At 73.4% G+C, this 16,730-nt stretch carries 17 protein-coding genes; 6 read left to right on the forward strand and 11 right to left on the reverse strand.

From position 1 onward, the window contains the following. Positions 1-67: 67 nt before the first annotated feature. From thpD to ACFQ9Z_RS26800, 5 genes are all read right to left on the reverse strand, one after another. On the reverse strand, positions 68-955 hold the full coding sequence (gene thpD, locus ACFQ9Z_RS26780) for an ectoine hydroxylase (RefSeq protein ID WP_383023640.1): 888 nt from the start codon (positions 953-955) through the stop codon (positions 68-70). A 5-nt stretch (positions 956-960) separates the two neighbouring features. Next, complete coding sequence (locus ACFQ9Z_RS26785; RefSeq protein WP_143637762.1) at positions 961-1,365, reverse strand: ectoine synthase; 405 nt, start codon at positions 1,363-1,365, stop codon at positions 961-963. Positions 1,366-1,431: 66 nt separating this feature from the next. Beyond that, positions 1,432-2,703 carry a diaminobutyrate--2-oxoglutarate transaminase gene (gene ectB, locus ACFQ9Z_RS26790; RefSeq protein ID WP_383023645.1) on the reverse strand — a complete coding sequence of 424 codons (1,272 nt, stop codon included), beginning with the start codon at positions 2,701-2,703 and terminating at the stop codon, positions 1,432-1,434. A 13-nt stretch (positions 2,704-2,716) separates the two neighbouring features. Then, positions 2,717-3,235 (reverse strand): diaminobutyrate acetyltransferase, encoded by a 519-nt coding sequence (ectA, locus tag ACFQ9Z_RS26795; protein WP_383023648.1) that lies wholly within the window; start codon positions 3,233-3,235, stop codon positions 2,717-2,719. Between the two features lie 311 nt (positions 3,236-3,546). Further along, positions 3,547-4,647 carry a pyridoxal-phosphate-dependent aminotransferase family protein gene (locus tag ACFQ9Z_RS26800; protein ID WP_383023651.1) on the reverse strand — a complete coding sequence of 367 codons (1,101 nt, stop codon included), beginning with the start codon at positions 4,645-4,647 and terminating at the stop codon, positions 3,547-3,549. Positions 4,648-4,844: 197 nt separating this feature from the next. Here ACFQ9Z_RS26800 and ACFQ9Z_RS26805 point away from each other — a divergent pair, with 197 nt between their 5' ends. The 5 genes from ACFQ9Z_RS26805 to ACFQ9Z_RS26825 all read left to right on the forward strand — a co-directional run bounded on the left by ACFQ9Z_RS26805 (position 4,845) and on the right by ACFQ9Z_RS26825 (position 9,505). Then, positions 4,845-5,687 (forward strand): transporter substrate-binding domain-containing protein, encoded by an 843-nt coding sequence (locus ACFQ9Z_RS26805; RefSeq protein WP_383023654.1) that lies wholly within the window; start codon positions 4,845-4,847, stop codon positions 5,685-5,687. Continuing rightward, complete coding sequence (locus tag ACFQ9Z_RS26810) at positions 5,684-6,517, forward strand: amino acid ABC transporter permease (protein WP_383023658.1); 834 nt, start codon at positions 5,684-5,686, stop codon at positions 6,515-6,517. Before ACFQ9Z_RS26805 ends, ACFQ9Z_RS26810 begins: the two co-directional genes overlap by 4 nt. Continuing rightward, entirely contained in the window at positions 6,514-7,308 is a 795-nt protein-coding gene (locus ACFQ9Z_RS26815; RefSeq protein ID WP_383023663.1) for an amino acid ABC transporter ATP-binding protein, read from the forward strand. Before ACFQ9Z_RS26810 ends, ACFQ9Z_RS26815 begins: the two co-directional genes overlap by 4 nt. 18 nt (positions 7,309-7,326) lie before the next feature. Next, on the forward strand, positions 7,327-8,418 hold the full coding sequence (locus ACFQ9Z_RS26820) for an amidohydrolase family protein (protein ID WP_383023666.1): 1,092 nt from the start codon (positions 7,327-7,329) through the stop codon (positions 8,416-8,418). A 178-nt stretch (positions 8,419-8,596) separates the two neighbouring features. Further along, positions 8,597-9,505 (forward strand): SCO1860 family LAETG-anchored protein, encoded by a 909-nt coding sequence (locus ACFQ9Z_RS26825; protein ID WP_383023669.1) that lies wholly within the window; start codon positions 8,597-8,599, stop codon positions 9,503-9,505. A gap of 57 nt (positions 9,506-9,562) precedes the next feature. Here the strand turns inward: ACFQ9Z_RS26825 and cobC are convergent, their stop codons facing one another. The 6 genes from cobC to cobM are packed head-to-tail and all read right to left on the reverse strand — an operon-like array spanning position 9,563 to position 15,862. Next, entirely contained in the window at positions 9,563-10,639 is a 1,077-nt protein-coding gene (gene cobC, locus ACFQ9Z_RS26830; protein ID WP_383023673.1) for an Rv2231c family pyridoxal phosphate-dependent protein CobC, read from the reverse strand. Beyond that, positions 10,629-11,546, reverse strand: a complete 918-nt coding sequence (locus tag ACFQ9Z_RS26835) for a sirohydrochlorin chelatase (protein ID WP_383023676.1) — start codon at positions 11,544-11,546, stop codon at positions 10,629-10,631. Before ACFQ9Z_RS26835 ends, cobC begins: the two co-directional genes overlap by 11 nt. Continuing rightward, positions 11,543-12,130 (reverse strand): precorrin-8X methylmutase, encoded by a 588-nt coding sequence (locus ACFQ9Z_RS26840; RefSeq protein WP_383023679.1) that lies wholly within the window; start codon positions 12,128-12,130, stop codon positions 11,543-11,545. Before ACFQ9Z_RS26840 ends, ACFQ9Z_RS26835 begins: the two co-directional genes overlap by 4 nt. Then, the gene (gene cobJ, locus ACFQ9Z_RS26845) at positions 12,127-13,818 is read right to left on the reverse strand and encodes a precorrin-3B C(17)-methyltransferase (protein ID WP_383023682.1); all 1,692 of its coding nucleotides are present in this window, start codon (positions 13,816-13,818) and stop codon (positions 12,127-12,129) included. Before cobJ ends, ACFQ9Z_RS26840 begins: the two co-directional genes overlap by 4 nt. Then, on the reverse strand, positions 13,815-15,047 hold the full coding sequence (cbiE, locus tag ACFQ9Z_RS26850; RefSeq protein WP_383023687.1) for a precorrin-6y C5,15-methyltransferase (decarboxylating) subunit CbiE: 1,233 nt from the start codon (positions 15,045-15,047) through the stop codon (positions 13,815-13,817). The genes cobJ and cbiE overlap by 4 nt, the downstream gene beginning before the upstream one ends. Beyond that, positions 15,044-15,862: a precorrin-4 C(11)-methyltransferase gene (cobM, locus tag ACFQ9Z_RS26855; RefSeq protein ID WP_383023892.1), complete on the reverse strand. Its 819-nt coding sequence runs from the start codon at positions 15,860-15,862 to the stop codon at positions 15,044-15,046. Before cobM ends, cbiE begins: the two co-directional genes overlap by 4 nt. A 126-nt stretch (positions 15,863-15,988) precedes the next feature. Between cobM and ACFQ9Z_RS26860 the strand changes: the two genes are divergently transcribed. Continuing rightward, entirely contained in the window at positions 15,989-16,720 is a 732-nt protein-coding gene (locus ACFQ9Z_RS26860) for a ZIP family metal transporter (protein WP_383023692.1), read from the forward strand. Positions 16,721-16,730 lie beyond the last annotated feature (10 nt).

The following is a 16,730-nucleotide window of genomic DNA, read 5'->3' on the forward strand; positions in this document are numbered from 1 at the left end:
GTGAAGTCCCGGGCCCCGATGCTGCGTCTTCCCGGGGGGCGACCCCCGGACCCCCGGCCGGGAGCGTTCACCGAACCGGAGTGAAGTCCCGGGCCCCGACGAACTCCGGCCTGCGCACCGGCGCCGCGAACGGCTCCACCGCCTTGTTCTCCACGCTGTTGAAGACGATGAAGACGTTGCTGCGCGGGAACGGCGTGATGTTGTCGCCGGAACCGTGCATGCAGTTGCAGTCGAACCAGGTCGCCGAGCCGGCCTTGCCGGTGAACAGCCGGATGCCGTACTCGCCGGCCATCTTCGTCAGCGCCTCGTCGGACGGGGTGCCCGCGTCCTGCATCTGCAGCGACTTCTTGTAGTTGTCCTCGGGCGTGGCCCCCGCGCAGCCCAGGAACGTGCGGTGCGAGCCGGGCATGATCATGAGCCCGCCGTTGGTGTCGTAGTTCTCGGTCAGCGCGATCGAGACGGACACCGTGCGCATGTTGGGCAGGCCGTCCTCGGCGTGCCAGGTCTCGAAGTCCGAGTGCCAGTAGAAGCCGCTCGCGCCGAAGCCCGGCTTGACGTTGATCCGCGACTGGTGGACGTACACGTCGGAACCGAGGATCTGCCGGGCCCGGCCGACCACCCGCTCGTCGCGCACGAGCTCCGCGAACACCTCGCTGATTCGGTGCACTTCGAAGACGGAGCGGATCTCCTTGGTCTTCGGCTCGACGATCGAGCGCTCGTCGGCCCGGATCGCCGGGTCGGCGACCAGCCGGTCCAGCTCGCCCCGGTAGACCTCGACCTCGTCCGGGGTGATGAGCTGGTCGACGGCGAGGAAGCCGTCGCGCTCGAACGCCTGCAGGTCGGCCGTCGCGATCGGACCGGGCGTGTCGGGGGAGCCCCAGACCACCGGGTCCTGGCGGGGGACGGTCACCTCACTGGTGCCGCGGCTGGGGTACAGGTCGGTGACAGCGGGCATCGGTGTCACACCTCCTCGGGCTCGGTGAGCAGCGGGTAGACGCCGTTCTCGTCGTGGTCCTCCCGTCCGGTCACGGGCGGGTTGAACACGCAGATGCAGTGGAAGTCCTCCTTGACGCGCAGCGTGTGCCGCTCGTGCCCGTTCAGGAGGTACATGGTGCCGGGGGTGATGGTGTACACCTTCCCGGTCTCGCGGTCGGTGAGCTCGGCCTCGCCCCGGGTGCAGACGACGGCCTCGATGTGGTTGGCGTACCACATGTTCGTCTCGGTACCCGCGTACAGGATGGTCTCGTGCACGGAGAAGCCGACCCGCTCCTTGGCGAGGACGATCCGCTTGCTCTCCCACGTGCCGGACGCGGACTTGATGTGCCGGTCGGTGCCTTCGAGGTCCTTGAACGATCGGACGATCACGGTGCTGTACTTCCTCCTGGTCGAACGGTTGCTCCGCGGTGCGGCCGGCGGGCCGCGCGGAGCGGGTCAGACGGTCTCGCGGACGGCGCGGGAGAGGACGCTGAGGCCCTCGTCCAGCTCGTCGGGGGTGATGGTGAGCGCCGGCAGCAGCTTGACGACCTCGCCCTCCGGGCCCGAGGTCTCGATGAGCAGCCCCAGCTCGAAGGCGCGCCGGGCGACCCGCGAGGCCCGGTCCTTGTCGTGGAACTCCAGGCCCCACACCAGGCCGCGGCCGCGGTACTCCTTCACGTCGGCGAGGTTCTCCTCGGTGATGGAGATCAGGGCCTGCTCGACCTGCTCGCCGCGGGTGCGGGTCTGCTTCTCCATGGCGGCGCCGTCGGTCCAGTAGGTCTCCAGCGCCGCGGTGGCGGTGACGAACGCGGGGTTGTTGCCGCGGAAGGTGCCGTTGTGCTCGCCCGGCTCCCAGACGTCCAGCTCGGGCTTGAACAGGCACAGCGACATAGGCAGGCCGTAACCGCTGATCGACTTCGACACGGTGACGATGTCGGGCGTGATCCCCGCCTCCTCGAAGGAGAAGAAGGCGCCCGTACGGCCGCAGCCCATCTGGATGTCGTCGACGATGAGCAGCATGTCCTGGCGCTCGCACAGCTCGGCCAGCGCCCGCAGCCAGGCCGCGCGCGCGACGTTGATGCCGCCCTCGCCCTGCACGGTCTCCACGATCACGGCGGCGGGCTTGTTGAGGCCGGACCCCTGATCCTCGAGCAGCCGCTCGAACCACAGGAAGTCGGGGACCTGGCCGTCGAAGTAGTTGTCGAACGGCATGGGGGTGCCGTGCACCAGCGGGATGCCGGCGCCGGCCCGCTTGAAGGCGTTGCCGGTGACCGCGAGGGAGCCCAGCGACATGCCGTGGAAGGCGTTCGTGAACGACACGATCGCCTCCCGCCCCTTCACCTTGCGGGCGAGCTTCAGCGCCGACTCGACGGCGTTGGTGCCCGTCGGGCCCGGGAACATGACCTTGTAGGGCAGGTCGCGCGGGCGCAGCACCAGGTTCTCGAAGGTCTGCAGGAAGCCACGCTTGGCCGTGGTCGACATGTCCAGGCCGTGGGTGACGCCGTCCCGGGACAGGTAGTCGATGAGCGCCCGTTTGAGCACCGGGTTGTTGTGCCCGTAGTTGAGTGAGCCGGCCCCGGCGAAGAAGTCGAGGTACGCGTGGCCGTCCTCGTCGTACATACGGCTGCCCTGCGCACGGTCGAACACGGTGGGCCAGCCGCGGCAGTAGCTGCGCACCTCGGATTCGAGGGTTTCGAAGACGCTCAGGTCGGGCTGGGTGATCGTCACGGTGGATCGCTCCTCAGTGCGCGGTGGTGGGGGTGAGAGGGCCGATGCGGTACAGGACTTCGGGGTCGTGCGGGCCGTCCGGGAACAGGCCGGCCGGGAACAGCACCTCGCGGGTCAGGTCCGCGCCGTGCCGGTCGGCGAAGGAGGAGAAGAGCCGCTCGGAGGCCGCGTTCCCGGGGGTGATGGTGGTCTCGATGCCGGTGATCCCGCGCTCGGCGGTGAGCCGGGCGGTCAGCCCGTCCAGCAGTGCGGCGGCGATGCCGTGGCCGCGGTGGGCGGAGTCCACGGCCACCTGCCACACGAGCAGGGTGCGGGGGTCGTCGGGCCGCACGTACCCGGTGACGAAACCGACGGGCTCGCCGTCCGCGCCGCGGGCCACCGCCGAGGTGGCCGCGAAGTCCCGGCACCACAGCAGATAGCTGTACGAGGAGTTCAGGTCGAGGGTTTTCGATTCCTTGGCGAGCCGCCAGAGCGAGGCTCCGTCGGTCACCGCCGGTCGGTCTATGAGCAGGTCTGCTGGTGCGGCAGTCATGCGGATGGAATTTAGCGAGACAAATTGAAGAATGCACGGGCGGCATCGGCGCCACTCACGACGGTGCCGATGAAATGTCGGATTTGACCTCCATCAAAACGGGACAAAGGGACCTGCTTGTGGAGTGTGTCACATACATGAAACATGCCGAGAAAACCGTCCGTTTAGCTGTGCAAAAAGCGGGCAGAAGAAGACGGGAAGCTATCGACGGATGAATTCGCGGAATTTGTGAAACTAATTTGAATTTCCACTCCGGCAATGAAAACGGCCCGCACGGAGCGTGCGGGCCGTCGTTTCGGGGACTTCTGCGGTCACCGCCAGGCGTCGTCCGCCGCCCGGCGTGCCGCCGACAGGTCCACCGTCAGCCCCTGCCCGGCGAGCGCCCCGCCCAGGGCCGCCAGGCAGGCGTGCACGGCGTCCAGCGTGGCGTCCGGCCCGTAGTGGTTCACCCGGATCATCTCCTTGGCCAGGGCACCGCCGCCGGCGGCCAGCGGCAGCCCCGGCTCGCTCCCCAGTGCGTGCGCCACCAGCTCCGACGCCGGCGTGCCGGAGGGCGCCCGCAGGGTGGTGGCGACCGGAGCCGCGTCCCGCGCCTCGTACACGTACGGCTCCAGGCCGCCGCCCAGTGCCGCCGCACCCGCCCGGGTGGCCCGCGCGGCGCGGGCGTGCCGCGCCATCACCGCGTCGAGGCCCGCGGACTCGATCCGCTCCAGGCACGCCTCCAGCGCGAGCATCTCCAGCTGGGCGGGAGCGTGCAGCAGCGCCTTGCGGCCGCCGTCGATCCAGCGCTCCTTCCAGTCCAGCAGGGAGAGGTAGGAGTGGCGCGGGGCGTTCGGGTTGGCAGCCATGCGCGCCCACGCCCGCTCGCTCACCGAGATCGCCGACACCCCCGCCGGCCCGCCCATCGCCTTCTGGGCCCCGATCACGCACAGGTCGACGCCCCAGGCGTCCGGCAGCACCGGCTCCGCGCCGACCGAGGCGACCGCGTCCAGGTAGAACAGCGCGCCCTGCTCCCGCACCGCCTCGCCGATCTCCGCGACCGGGTTGGTGTTGCCCGTCGCCGCCTCCGCGTGGACCAGCGACACGAAGTCGATCTCCGGGTGCCCGGCGAACGCCTCCCGGACCGCGGCGGCCGTCACCGCCGTGTGGAAGGGCACCGCGAGGTCGTGCACCGTGGCCCCGCAGTCCCGCAGCCAGTTCCCGAAGGTCTGCCCGTACGGACCCGTGATCACGTTGAGCGCCGTCGTGCCGGGGCCGGCCGCCGCGCGGATCGCGCCCTCCAGCGGCAGCAGCGCCTCGCCCTGGGTGATCACTACGTCCTGGCGGGTGTCCAGCAGCCGGGCCACCCTGTCCTCGATGGCGGCGAACCGTTCGGCGCTCAGCGGGGGCAGATCGAGGAGGGGGTGGGTCACGGCGCTGCTCTCTTCGCTCACGAGGGTCCACGAGGCCGGCCGAAGGCCGACGGCAACGAGGGTAACGCCCGCCCTCCACCCCCTCGCGACCGGCGACTTCTCAGGCCGGAAGGCCTCTCGGCCATCGGTTTGATTTGAGAGACCCAAACATCTCCTTATAATCGGAACCCAAGATTCCCCCCACTGGAGACCTCCCCATGAAAACGCTCCTCGGGCGCCGGACCCGCCTTCTGGCCACCACCACCGCCACGGCCGGGCTCGTGCTCGTGGCCGGCTGCTCCTCGGGCAACGGGGGAGGCGGTGCCACGGTCAAGGGGGTCCACCTCGTCAAGGCCGGGCAGCTGACCACCTGCACCCACCTGCCCTACCCGCCGTTCCAGTCGGAGGTGAACGGCAAGGTGCAGGGCTTCGACGTCTCCCTGATCGACATCGTCGCCAAGGACCTCGGCGTCAAGCAGCAGATCCTCGACACGCCGTTCGAGAACTTCAAGACCGGCGCGTTCCTCAACTCGGGCCAGTGCGACCTGGCCGCGGCCGGCATGACCATCACCGCCGAGCGCAAGAAGAACGTCGACTTCTCCGACCCGTACTTCGAGGCCACCCAGGCCGTCCTGGTCGACAAGAACAGCGGGATCAACTCCCTGGACGACGTCAAGGCCAAGGGCAAGAAGCTCGGCGCCCAGGCGCAGACCACCGGCGAGGACTACGTCAAGGGCAAGGGCTACGACCCGATCTCCTTCGAGTCCTCCGACGCGGTCCTCAACGGCCTGCGCACCGGCCAGGTCCAGGCCGTCGTCATCGACTACCCGGTCGTCCAGGGCTGGCTGAAGGACAAGGCCAACGCCGGCAAGTTCAAGGTCGTCGGCAACCTCAAGACCGGTGAGCAGTACGGGTTCACCGTCAAGAAGGGCAACACCAAGCTGCGCGAGGCCGTCAACAAGGCGATCGCCGACGCGAAGGCCGACGGCACGTACAAGAAGCTGTACGAGAAGTGGATCGGCCCGTACGACGCGTCCGCCGCCTCCCCCTCGGCCTCATGACCGACACCGGCGCAGCACTGCGGCCGAAGAAGAAGGGCCTGACCCGGCGGCAGCGGCGCAGCCTGTCCAGGACGGTGCAGTACGTCGTGTTCGCCGCCGCCGTGATCGCGTTCGCGCTGGCGGCGGACTGGGGCCGGCTGAAGAACCAGTTCGCCCAGGGCGGCATCGCCAAGCAGATGTTCCCCGAGGTCATCACCCTGGCGCTGAAGAACACCGTGCTCTACACGCTGTCCGGCTTCGTCGTCGGACTCGTGCTCGGCATGGTCGTCGCCCTGATGCGGCTGTCCTCCGTGGGCCCGTACCGCTGGTTGGCGGGCATCTACATCGAGATCTTCCGCGGCCTGCCGGCCCTGCTGATCTTCATCTTCGTCGGCGTCGCCGTGCCGCTCGCCTTCCCGGGCACGGAGATCCCGGGCGGCACGTACGGCAAGGTCGCCATCGCGCTCGGGCTGGTCTCGGCCGCGTACATGGCCGAGACGATCCGAGCCGGCATCCAGGCCGTGCCCAAGGGCCAGATGGAGGCGGCCAGGTCGCTCGGCTTCTCGCCGGCCCGGGCCATGGTCTCGATCATCGTCCCGCAGGCCTTCCGAATCATCCTGCCGCCGCTCACCAACGAACTCGTCCTGCTCTTCAAGGACTCCTCGCTGGTGCTGTTCCTCGGCGTCACCCTCGAGGAGCGCGAACTGTCCAAGTACGGCCGCGATCTGGCCAGTACCACCGCCAACTCCACGCCGATCCTGGTCGCCGGCCTGTGCTACCTGCTGGTGACCATCCCGCTCGGCTACGTCGTGCGCCGCATGGAGTCCAGGTCCCAGGAGGCGATCCGGTGAGCCGCGCGGAGATCCAGGTCCAGGACCTGCACAAGTCCTTCGGCGACAACCACGTGCTGCGCGGCATCGACCTGGAGATCGGCCAGGGCGAGGTCGTCTGCGTCATCGGGCCCTCCGGATCCGGCAAGTCCACGCTGCTGCGCTGCGTGAACCTGCTGGAGGAGCCCACCGGCGGCCGGGTCTTCGTCGGCGGCACCGAACTGACCGACCCGGACGTGGACATCGACGCCGCGCGCCGCCGCATCGGCATGGTCTTCCAGCAGTTCAACCTCTTCCCGCACCTGAGCGTCACCGAGAACCTCACGCTGCCGCAGCGCCGCGTCCTCGGCCGGGACAAGGCGACGGCCGCGCGGATCGCCGCCGAGAACCTGGAGCGCGTCGGCCTGGCCGAGAAGGCGCAGGCCTACCCGTCCTCGCTCTCCGGCGGCCAGCAGCAGCGGGTGGCCATCGCCCGGGCGCTCGCCATGGGCCCCGAGGTGATGCTGTTCGACGAGCCGACCTCCGCCCTCGACCCCGAGCTGGTCGGGGACGTCCTCGCGGTGATGCGCCGGCTCGCCGAGGAGGGCATGACCATGATGGTCGTCACCCACGAGATGTCCTTCGCGCGCGAGGTCGCCGACCGGGTCGTCTTCATGGACGGCGGCGTGATCGTCGAGGACGGCCGCCCCGGCCAGGTCATCGGCGCCCCCCGGCACGAGCGCACCCGCCACTTCCTCTCCCGCCTGCTGGACCCGGCGATGGCCGAGGTCGAGGAGGAGAGCTCGGACCAGGTGGGCGGGGCCGAGCGGTAGCTCACTAAGGTGCCGGGTATGAGCGATGACGCGGTGCTGCACGTGAGGGGGCGGGTCCTGGCCGGGCCCGAGGACGTCCGCGACGAGCTGTGGGTGGTCGGGGGCCGCGTGTCCTACGAGCGCCCCGCCGGGGCGCGCGACGTGACCGCCGTCGAGGGCTGGGCGCTGCCCGGCCTGGTCGACGCGCACTGCCACGTCGGCCTCGGCGCCGAGGGCCCGGTGGACGCGGACACCGCCGAGAAGCAGGCGCTGACCGACCGGGAGCGGGGCACCCTGCTGATCCGGGACGCCGGCTCGCCCTCCGACACCCGCTGGATCGACGACCGCGAGGACCTCCCGAAGATCATCCGGGCCGGCCGGCACATCGCCCGTACCCGCCGCTACATCCGCAACTACGCCTGGGAGGTCGAGCCGGAGGACCTGGTCTCCCACGTCGCCCGGGAAGCACGGCGCGGCGACGGCTGGGTCAAGCTGGTGGGCGACTGGATCGACCGCGATCTCGGCGACCTCTCCGCCTGCTGGCCGCGGGAGGCGGCCGAGGCCGCCATCGCCGAGGCCCACCGGCTGGGCGCCCGCGTCACCGCGCACTGCTTCGCCGAGAGCTCCCTGCGCGACCTGGTCGAGGCGGGCATCGACTGCGTCGAGCACGCCACCGGCCTGACCGACGACCTGATCCCGCTGTTCGCCGAGCGGGGCGTGGCGATCGTCCCGACCCTCGTCAACATCGCCACCTTCCCGCAGCTCGCGGCGGGCGGCGAACGCAGGTATCCGCGCTGGTCGGCCCATATGCGCCGGCTGCACGAGCGCCGCTACGACACCGTGCGCGGCGCCCACGACGCCGGCATCCCGGTCTACGTGGGCACCGACGCCGGCGGCTCACTGGCCCACGGGCTGGTCGCGGCCGAGGTCGCGGAGCTGGTGACCGCGGGCATCCCGCCCGTGCGGGCGGTGGCGGCGGCGAGCTGGAGCGCCCGCGCCTGGCTGGGCCGGCCCGGCCTGGAGGAGGGCGCACCGGCCGACCTCGTGGTGTACGAGGCCGACCCGCGGGCGGACGTCCGGGTGCTGGCGGCCCCGCGCCGGGTGGTGCTGAACGGACGGGTCGTGGAGTAGGGCGCTTGGGAGGGCCGGGCGGCACGGGCGGGGCGGGTGAACGGATGTGCCCGGTGATTCGAAGCCGTGTACGGAAACTCCACGATGGAGTGAAGTAACGCTGGATCGCCGACCGTTCACCCACAGTGCGTACAAGGTTGACGTGTCCCAAGCAGTTTCTTCTGGGGGTCCCACCGCCTTGAACAGCAACAACTTCCGCATGCCCGTACGCAGGATCGCCACGGCCGCGACGGTCACCGCGCTCGCCGCGGCGCCCGCGCTGCTGGGCGCGAGCGCCGCGCACGCCACCACCGGCCACGGCCGCGCCTCCGCCGTCGTGCTCCGCACCGGGCTCGACGTGTCCCTGCTCAACAGGACCGTGAACGTCCCGCTCGCGGTCTCCCTCAACGAGGTCGAGGCGCCGCGCAGCGCCGACCGTACCGCCCTGACGGCCCGTCTCGACGGCGTGAACGGCGGCCGCCCGTTCACCGTCCTCGGCGCGGAGGCCGCCTCCGCCAGTGCCACGGCGAACGGACGGCTGGCCGAGGGCTCGGTCCGCCTCGTCCACGCCAAGCTGCACGTCCCGGGCCTGCCCCTGCTCTCCGTGGTGGAGGTCGGCACGGTCACCGCCAAGGCGACCTGCGCCGCGGGGAAGGCGCCGGTCGCCTCCGCGAACGTCCTCGGGGCCGTCACGGTCCTCGGCAAGCGGGTCACACTGACCGCCGGCGGCCCCGCCGTGGTGAAGGTGCCGGGCGTCGGCGAGGTGAGCCTCGACCTCTCCCAGCGCCGGACCACCTCCCGCACGGCGGCCGCCACGGCACTCGAACTCAGGGTCTCCGTCAACCCGTTGAAGCTGAACGTGGCCGAGGTGAACGGCACGGTCACGCTCGCCAAAGCCACCTGCGAGACCCCCGCACCGGCCCGGCACGCGGCCAAGGACGACTCCGGCACCGCCCCCGAGGTCAAGCCCCAGGGCGCCCCGGGCGCCCAGGCCGACCTCGCGGAGACGGGCGGCGACTCGGCCACCCCGTACATCGCGGGCGGCGCGCTGGCACTGCTGCTGGCCGGCGGAGGCGCGGTGACCGTGGCCCGCCGCCGCAGGAACTGACGGGCCCCGGCCACAAGGGGGGCGCCGGGCCGGGACGGCGCCCGGGCGGCGCCCCGGCTACGGCAGTGCGGCCGACAGCGCCGCCAGGAAACCGCTCACCGTCCCCCGGTCCCGCACCGCCACCCGCACCCACTCGTCCCCGTCCAGGCCCGGGAAGGTGTCCCCGCGCCGCACCGCGTACCCGATCTCACGCAGCCGGCCCCGTACGGCGCCCGCCTCCGGCAGCCGTACCAGCACGAACGGCCCTTCCGCCGGCGACACCACCCGCACCCCGCGGGACGCCAGCGCGGCGAGCCCGGCCACCAGGTGGCCGCGGTCCGCCGCGATCCGGTGCGCCGCGTGCGCCGCCTCCGCCAGCGCCCGCGGCGCCACACACGCCTCGGCCGCGGCGAGGGCCGGCGTCGACACCGGCCACAGCGGCTGGGCCCGCTCCAGCCCGTCGATCGTCTCCGGCGCGGCCAGCACGTACCCGATGCGCAGCCCGGCCAGCCCCCAGGTCTTGGTCAGGCTGCGCAGCACGACGAGACCGGGCACGTCGGTCCGCCCGGCCAGCGCCTCCCGCTCACCGGGCACCGCGTCCATGAACGCCTCGTCGACCACCAGCACCCGGCCGGGCCGGGCGAGCCCGGCGACGGAGCCGGCCGGGTGCAGCACCGACGTCGGGTTCGTCGGGTTCCCGATCACCACCAGGTCCGCGTCCTCGGGCACCGCCGCCGGATCCAGCCGGAACCCGTCCGCCGCCCGCAGCAGCACCCGGTCCACGGTGTGCCCCGCGTCCCGCAGCGCCGCCTCCGGCTCGGTGAACTGCGGATGCACCACCACCGGCCGGCGCACCTTCAGCGCCCGCGCCAGCAGCACGAACGCCTCCGCCGCTCCCGCCGTCAGCAGCACCCGCTCCACCGGCAGGCCGTGCCGCGCGGCGACCGCCGCCCGCGCGGCCCGCCCGTCCGGGTAGGCCGCGAGGGACGGCAGCGAGGCGGCGATCTCCTCCCGCAGCCACTGCGGCGGGGTGTCCGCGCGGACGTTGACGGCGAGATCGACCAGCCCCGCGCCGTCGTCACGCATCTCCGCGTCCCCGTGGTGGCGCAGGTCGGGCCCGCCGCCCGGGACGGCCCCGGTCTCCTCAGTGCGCATGGCTGTGCGAGTGCCCCCCGTGGTGGTGCCCGTGGTGGTGGCCGTCGTCGTCAGGGTGGAAGTGGGGCTGCTGCGGCAGCCCGACCTTGTCCTCGAAGCCGGGCAGCGCGATCCGGTACACACAGGAGTCGCAGTTCATCCGCAGATCACCCTTGACTGCCTCCGCGTACCGCTCCATCACCAGGTCCAGCAGCTCCGGCTCGGGCCCGATGACGTCCGCGGAGCGCACCTCGAGCTCCGGACGGGCCGCCGCCCACTCCTCGGTCTGCCTGCGCACCCGGTCCGGCAGGATGCCGGTGAACAGGAAGTACGGCAGCACGACGATCCGCCGCGCCCCCAGCCGTACGCACCGGTCCAGCCCGCTGGGCACGTCCGGCGCCGCCAGCGACACGAACGCCGTCTCCACCCCGGCGTAGCCGCGTCCCTCCCACAGCAGCCGGGCCGCCTTGTGCACCTCGGCGTTGGCGTCCGGGTCGGTCGATCCGCGCCCCACCAGCAGCACGGTCACGTCGGACCGCTCGGCGGACGTGCCGGCCAGTGCCTCCTCCAGCCGCCGCTGCAGGACGTCGAGCAGCGCCGGGTGCGGGCCGAGCGGCCGCCCGTAGGTGTACGAGATGCCCGGGTGCCGCTCCTTCTCCCGGTTGAGCGCCGCCGGGATGTCGCCCTTGGCGTGCCCGGCGGACACCAGCATCAGCGGTACGGCGGCGAAGCGCCGCACGCCCCGGTCCACCAGGTCGGCGACCGCCTCGCCCAGCGGCGGCGGGGACAGCTCGATGAAGCCGCCGGCGACGGGCAGTTCGGGGTGGCGGCGGCCCAGCTCCCGTACGAAGTCGCGGAACGCCTCGGCTCCGGCCTCGTCCCGGGTGCCGTGGCCGGCGATGAGCAGGGCGGGCGGCGGGGTGGTCACGGGGTCTCCTTCGGGGAAATCGGGTGGTACAGCAGGGCGTTGAGCGCGGCGGCGGCGACCGCCGACCCGCCCTTCTCGGACACGTTGCTCACGGCGGGCAGCCCGCTCGCGCGCAGCGCCTCCTTGGACTCGACCGCGCCGACGAAGCCGACGGGCAGGCCGATGACGAGTGCGGGGGAGGCCTCCAGGGTCAGCAGCTCCTCCAGGGCGGTCGGGGCGTTGCCGATCACCCAGAGGGCGCCGGGCCCCACCTCCTCGAAGGCGAGCCGAATCCCGTGCGCCGAACGGGTCAGCCCCGGCCCGGCCACGGCGTCCCCCAGCCGGCAGACGGTCTCCCGGCGGGTGATGCCGGCCCCGACCATCCCGACGTCCACGACGACCGGCGCCCCGGCGTGCAGCGCGGCGTGCGCCCCCTCCAGGTGGCCCTCGTCCGTGACGAGGTCGCTCGCGTACTGGAGGTCGGCGGCGGAGTGGACGACCCGCTCCACCACCGCCCGGGTCAGCGGCGGGAGGTGCGAGGTGTCCAGCCGGGCGCGCAGCCGCCGGTAGGACTCCTGCTCGATGGGGTGGACGACACGGTTCACTTCGGCTCCTCCTGCCAGCGGTAGCCGCGCGGGGTCACCATGCGGCCGGCGATGTTCCGGGTCGCGGTGTTGCCCACGGTGACGACCGTCATCATGTCGACCGTCGCCGGGTCCAGTCCGCCGAGCGTGGTCAGCCGGCTCGACTCGTCCGGCCGGGAGGCGTTGCGCACCACGCCGACCGGCGTCGCCGGGTCCCGGTGGCCGGCGAGGACGGCGAGCGCCTTGGGGAGCTGCCAGTCGCGGCCGCGGGAGCGCGGATTGTAGAAGGTGACCACGATGTCCGCCTCGGCCGCCGCCCGCACCCGCCGCTCGATGACCTCCCACGGCGTGTGCAGGTCGGACAGGCTGATGGACACGTGGTCGTGGCCGAGCGGCGCCCCGAGGACCGCCCCCGCGGCGAGCGCGGCGGTCACGCCCGGCACGCCGACCACGTCGATGTCGTCGGAGGCCTCGGCGAGCGCGGGCGACGCCATCGCGTAGACGCCCGCGTCACCGCTGCCGATCAGCGCCACCGCGTGCCCGCGCCGGGCCTCCTCGACGGCGGTACGGGCCCGTTCCTCCTCCGCGCCCAGCCCCGACTCCAGCACCCGGGTGCCGGGCCGCAGCAGGTCGCGGATCTGGTCGACGTACTGGTCGAGGCCGACCAGCACCGAGGCCCGGCGCAGCTCGGCCGTCGCGCGGGGGGTGAGCAGGTCCCGGGCGCCGGGACCGAGCCCGACCACGGCGAGCCGGCCGCGGCCCGGACGCCGTGCCACGGCGCAGGTCGCCATCGCCGGGCGGCCGTCGGCGCGCACCGACTTCCGCTTGGGCACCAGGAGTTCGCCGCCGCGCGCCAGCGCCGCCGCCTCCGCGACCGAGGGCGTGCCGACGGCCGCGAGCGGCGCACCGGACGGGTTCGGCACCGCCACGTCCGCCAGCTCCGGCGCCGGGTACGTCACCAGCCGCACCCCCAGCCGCGCGGCGGCGGCCACGAGGCCCGGCTCCTCGGACTTGGCGTCCACGGTGGCCAGTTCGGCGACCGACCGAGGTGACAGGCCCGCCTCCCGCAGCGCCTCCTCGACCAGGGCGAGCACCTCGTCCGCCGGCGCGCCCCGGGAGGCGCCCACGCCGACCACCAGGGACGGCGGCCTGAGCAGCACCTCCCGCTCGCCCGGGGCCACGGCCCGGTCGGTGAGCCGCACGGTGTACGCGCCCCCGGGCGAGACCGGCAGCGCGGGCAGCGGCCACGGCACCTCGGCCTCCAGGGCGACCGGTTCGCCGTCCAGCAGGGCCCGCGACACCGCGGCGACAGCGCCCTCGTACGGGAGGCCGAGGGTGTCGAGGCCCGGCAGCCCCACCGCGTCCGTCGCGGTCGTCACCACCGGCTCGGCGCCCAGCAGCCCGCCCACCTCGCGGGCGAGTTCGTTGGCTCCGCCGCCGTGTCCGCCGAGCAGCGACACCGCGAACCGGCCGCCCTCGTCCACGCACACCACGCCGGGGTCGGCCGCCTTGTCGCCGAGCAGCGGCGCGAGCAGCCGTACCACCGCTCCCGTCGCCAGGAAGCAGACGAGCTGCTCGCACTCGGCGAACGCGGCCCGTACGGCCTCCCCGGCGCCGCCGTCGTACACCCGCGTACGGTCCGGCCAGGCCGCGGCCAGCCGGTCCCGCGCCGCCGCGCCCGCCGCGGTGGCGGAGATGAGGCCGATCACTTCGCTACTCCTTCACTGGTCGCCGGGGGCCTGACGCCCCACAGCAGGAAAACGGGATTGGCCGCCGCCAGCCGGGTCACGTCCCCGGGCAGCGGCGCCAGCCGGGACGACTGCAGCAGCACGCCGTCACAGCGCAGCCCCGCGCCCGTCAGCGCCGCCCGCGCGGCCGGCACCCGGTCCAGCGCGGCCAGGGCGACGACGACGGTCCGCCGGGCCCGCCGCGCGCACGCGCCGACGATGTCCGGCAGCTCGCGCCCCCCGCCGCCGACGAACACCGCGTCGGGGTCGTCGAGCCCGTCCAGCGCGCCCGGCGCCGCACCGTGCACCACCTCCACGTCGACCCCGTGGGCGGCGGCGTTGGCCCGGATCCGCCCGACCCCGTCCGCGGTCCGCTCCACGGCGACGGCGGCCGCGCCGAGCCGCGCGCACTCCACGGCCACCGAACCCGAACCCGCCCCGACGTCCCACACCAGGTCGCCCAGGCGCGGGCCCAGCCGGGCCAGCGCCAGCGCCCGCACCTCGAACTTGGTGATCATCGAGTCGCGGTGCGCGAACTCGCCCTCGTCCAGGGCCCATCCGGCGGGCCGTGCCCCCGCCCCGGCGACCGTCCGCACGGCGCCCAGCGTCCGCGTCTCGTCCAGGCACAGCACCACGCTCACCGCCGTGCCCCAGTCCCGGGCGGCGGCCTCGGCGGGCGTCACCCGCTCCACGCGCTCGCGCTCCGGATCGCCCAGCGCGCTCGCCACCACCAGCAGCCGGCCGCCGCCGAGCGCGGCTCCCAGCTCGGCCGGCCCGGCGCCCGGCCCGGTCAGCACGGCCACCTTCGGGTGCGCCCGGCAGGCGTTGACCGCCGTGCGCAGGTCCCGCCCGTGCGCGCTGACCACGACCGCGTCGTCCCACGGCAGCCCCAGCCGTGCGAACGCCGTGGCCACCGAGGACACCCCCGGCCGCACGTCCAGCCGCCCCGCCCCGAACCGCTCGGCCAGCGCCCGCACGATCCCGAAGAACCCCGGGTCCCCGGAGGCCAGCACGACCACCGGCAGCCCCTGGTCCGCGTACTCCCCGACGGCGTCCAGGGCGGGCGCCAGCGGCCCCAGGACGATGCGCCCGGCCCCCTCGGGCAGGTCCACGGCGTCCAGGTGCCGCCGCCCGCCCACGACGAGGGCGGCCCCGGCGAGCACCTCGCCCGGGACCGGCGCCCCCGTCCCCGTGCCGACGACCGTGATCAACTCTTCGCCCTCTGCTCGCGCAGCGCCCGCCGCGCCTCCGGATCGGCCTTGCGGTACCCGTGGAAGTGGCCGGGGTGGTACAGGTGCGAGCGGGTCCCTTGGGCGTCCAGGGCCGGGCCGACCAGGAAGAGGGTGTGCTTCCAGAGCCTGTGCTCCTTGACCGTCTCCTCCAGCGTCCCGATCGTGCACTTGACGACCAGCTCCTCCGGCCAGGTGGCCTGGTACGCGACGACCACCGGGGTGTCCGTCGGGTAGCCGCCCTCCAGCAGCTCCCGCACGAGCTGGCCGCTGCGCGCCGCCGACAGGAACACCGCCATCGTGGTGCCGTGCCGGGCGAACTCGCGGACTTCCTCGCCGGGCGGCATCGGCGTCTTGCCGCCGCCGAGCCGGGTCAGGACGACCGACTGGGCCACCTCGGGGATGGTCAGCTCCCGCCGGGCGAGGGCGGCCACGGCGGAGAACGAGGACACCCCCGGCACCACCTCCGTCGCGATGCCGATCTCCGCGCACCGGTCGAGCTGCTCCTGGGTGCCGCCCCACAGCGCCGGGTCACCGGAGTGGATCCGCGCGACCCTCAGCCCCTCGGCATGCGCCCGCCGGTAGACGGCCACCACGTCCTCCAGCGACATGGCCGCCGAGTCGAGCACCTCCGCGTCGTCCCGGGCGTGCTCGAGGACCTCGGCCTGCACCAGGCTCGCCGCCCAGATCACCACGTCGGCCGCCGCGATCGCGCGCGCGGCCCGGAACGTCAGCAGATCGGCGGCGCCGGGGCCGGCACCGACGAACGTCACCTTGCCGGCGGGGGCATCGGCCATGGCCATGGGAAGGGGTCCTCTCGTGGGAAAGACGCAGGTCTGTTATGGGGTGGAACGTCAGGGTCTGGGGGAGTGCGGAAGGCGCCGGATGTGCGCGAAGGCGCCTTCATCGGATAGCAAGGGCCCATGGCGGTCTTCGTCGCGCTCGGCGCGTTCCTGATGACGCTGGCCGGCGGCTGGACGGCACAGCGCGTGACCGACCGTCGCCATCTCGTCCTGGGTCTGGCCGGCGGCCTGATGCTGGGCGTGGTCGGCCTCGACCTGCTCCCGGAGGCGCTGCACGCGGCGGACCGCGAGATCTTCGGCGTGCCGGCGGCCCTGCTGCTGTTCGTGGCCGGGTTCCTGCTGGCCCACCTGGTGGAGCGCACCCTGGCCGCGCGCCAGGCCTCGCACGGGGGCGACGAGCACGTGCACCGCGCGCCCGAGGTCGGCCTGACGGCGGCGGCCGCGATGGTGGGTCACAGCGCCATGGACGGCGTGGCCATCGGCGCGGCCTTCCAGGTGGGCGGCGGCATGGGCGCGTCCGTGGCGCTCGCCGTGATCGCGCACGACTTCGCCGACGGCTTCAACACGTTCACCATCACGAGCCTGTACGGCAACGCCCGCCGCCGGGCGATGGGCATGCTGCTGGCCGACGCCTGCGCCCCGCTGCTGGGCGCGCTGTCGACGATCTTCTTCCACATCCCCGAGCCGGTGCTCGGCGGCTATCTCGGCCTCTTCGGCGGCGCGCTGCTCTACCTCGCCGCCGCCGAGATCCTCCCCGAGGCCCACCACGAGCACCCCGCCCGCTCCACCCTGCTGTGCACGGTCGCGGGCGCGGCCTTCATCTGGCTGGTGGTCGGCGTCTCCGGGGGCTGACCGCACGGGC

The sequence above is a fragment of the Streptomyces sp. NPDC056580 genome, from assembly GCF_042793175.1.
Lineage (GTDB): Bacteria > Actinomycetota > Actinomycetes > Streptomycetales > Streptomycetaceae > Streptomyces.

Excerpts from the sequence above, each read along its gene's own strand:
- ectA (WP_383023648.1), bottom strand. The coding sequence starts at position 3,235 with ATGACTGCCGCACCAGCAGACCTGCTCATAGACCGACCGGCGGTGACC.
- cobC (WP_383023673.1), bottom strand. The coding sequence starts at position 10,639 with ATGCGCACTGAGGAGACCGGGGCCGTCCCGGGCGGCGGGCCCGACCTG.
- ACFQ9Z_RS26860 (WP_383023692.1), top strand. The coding sequence starts at position 15,989 with ATGGCGGTCTTCGTCGCGCTCGGCGCGTTCCTGATGACGCTGGCCGGC.
- ACFQ9Z_RS26805 (WP_383023654.1), top strand. The coding sequence starts at position 4,845 with ATGAAAACGCTCCTCGGGCGCCGGACCCGCCTTCTGGCCACCACCACC.
- ACFQ9Z_RS26820 (WP_383023666.1), top strand. The coding sequence starts at position 7,327 with ATGAGCGATGACGCGGTGCTGCACGTGAGGGGGCGGGTCCTGGCCGGG.
- ACFQ9Z_RS26810 (WP_383023658.1), top strand. The coding sequence starts at position 5,684 with ATGACCGACACCGGCGCAGCACTGCGGCCGAAGAAGAAGGGCCTGACC.
- thpD (WP_383023640.1), bottom strand. The coding sequence starts at position 955 with ATGCCCGCTGTCACCGACCTGTACCCCAGCCGCGGCACCAGTGAGGTG.
- cobM (WP_383023892.1), bottom strand. The coding sequence starts at position 15,862 with ATGGCCGATGCCCCCGCCGGCAAGGTGACGTTCGTCGGTGCCGGCCCC.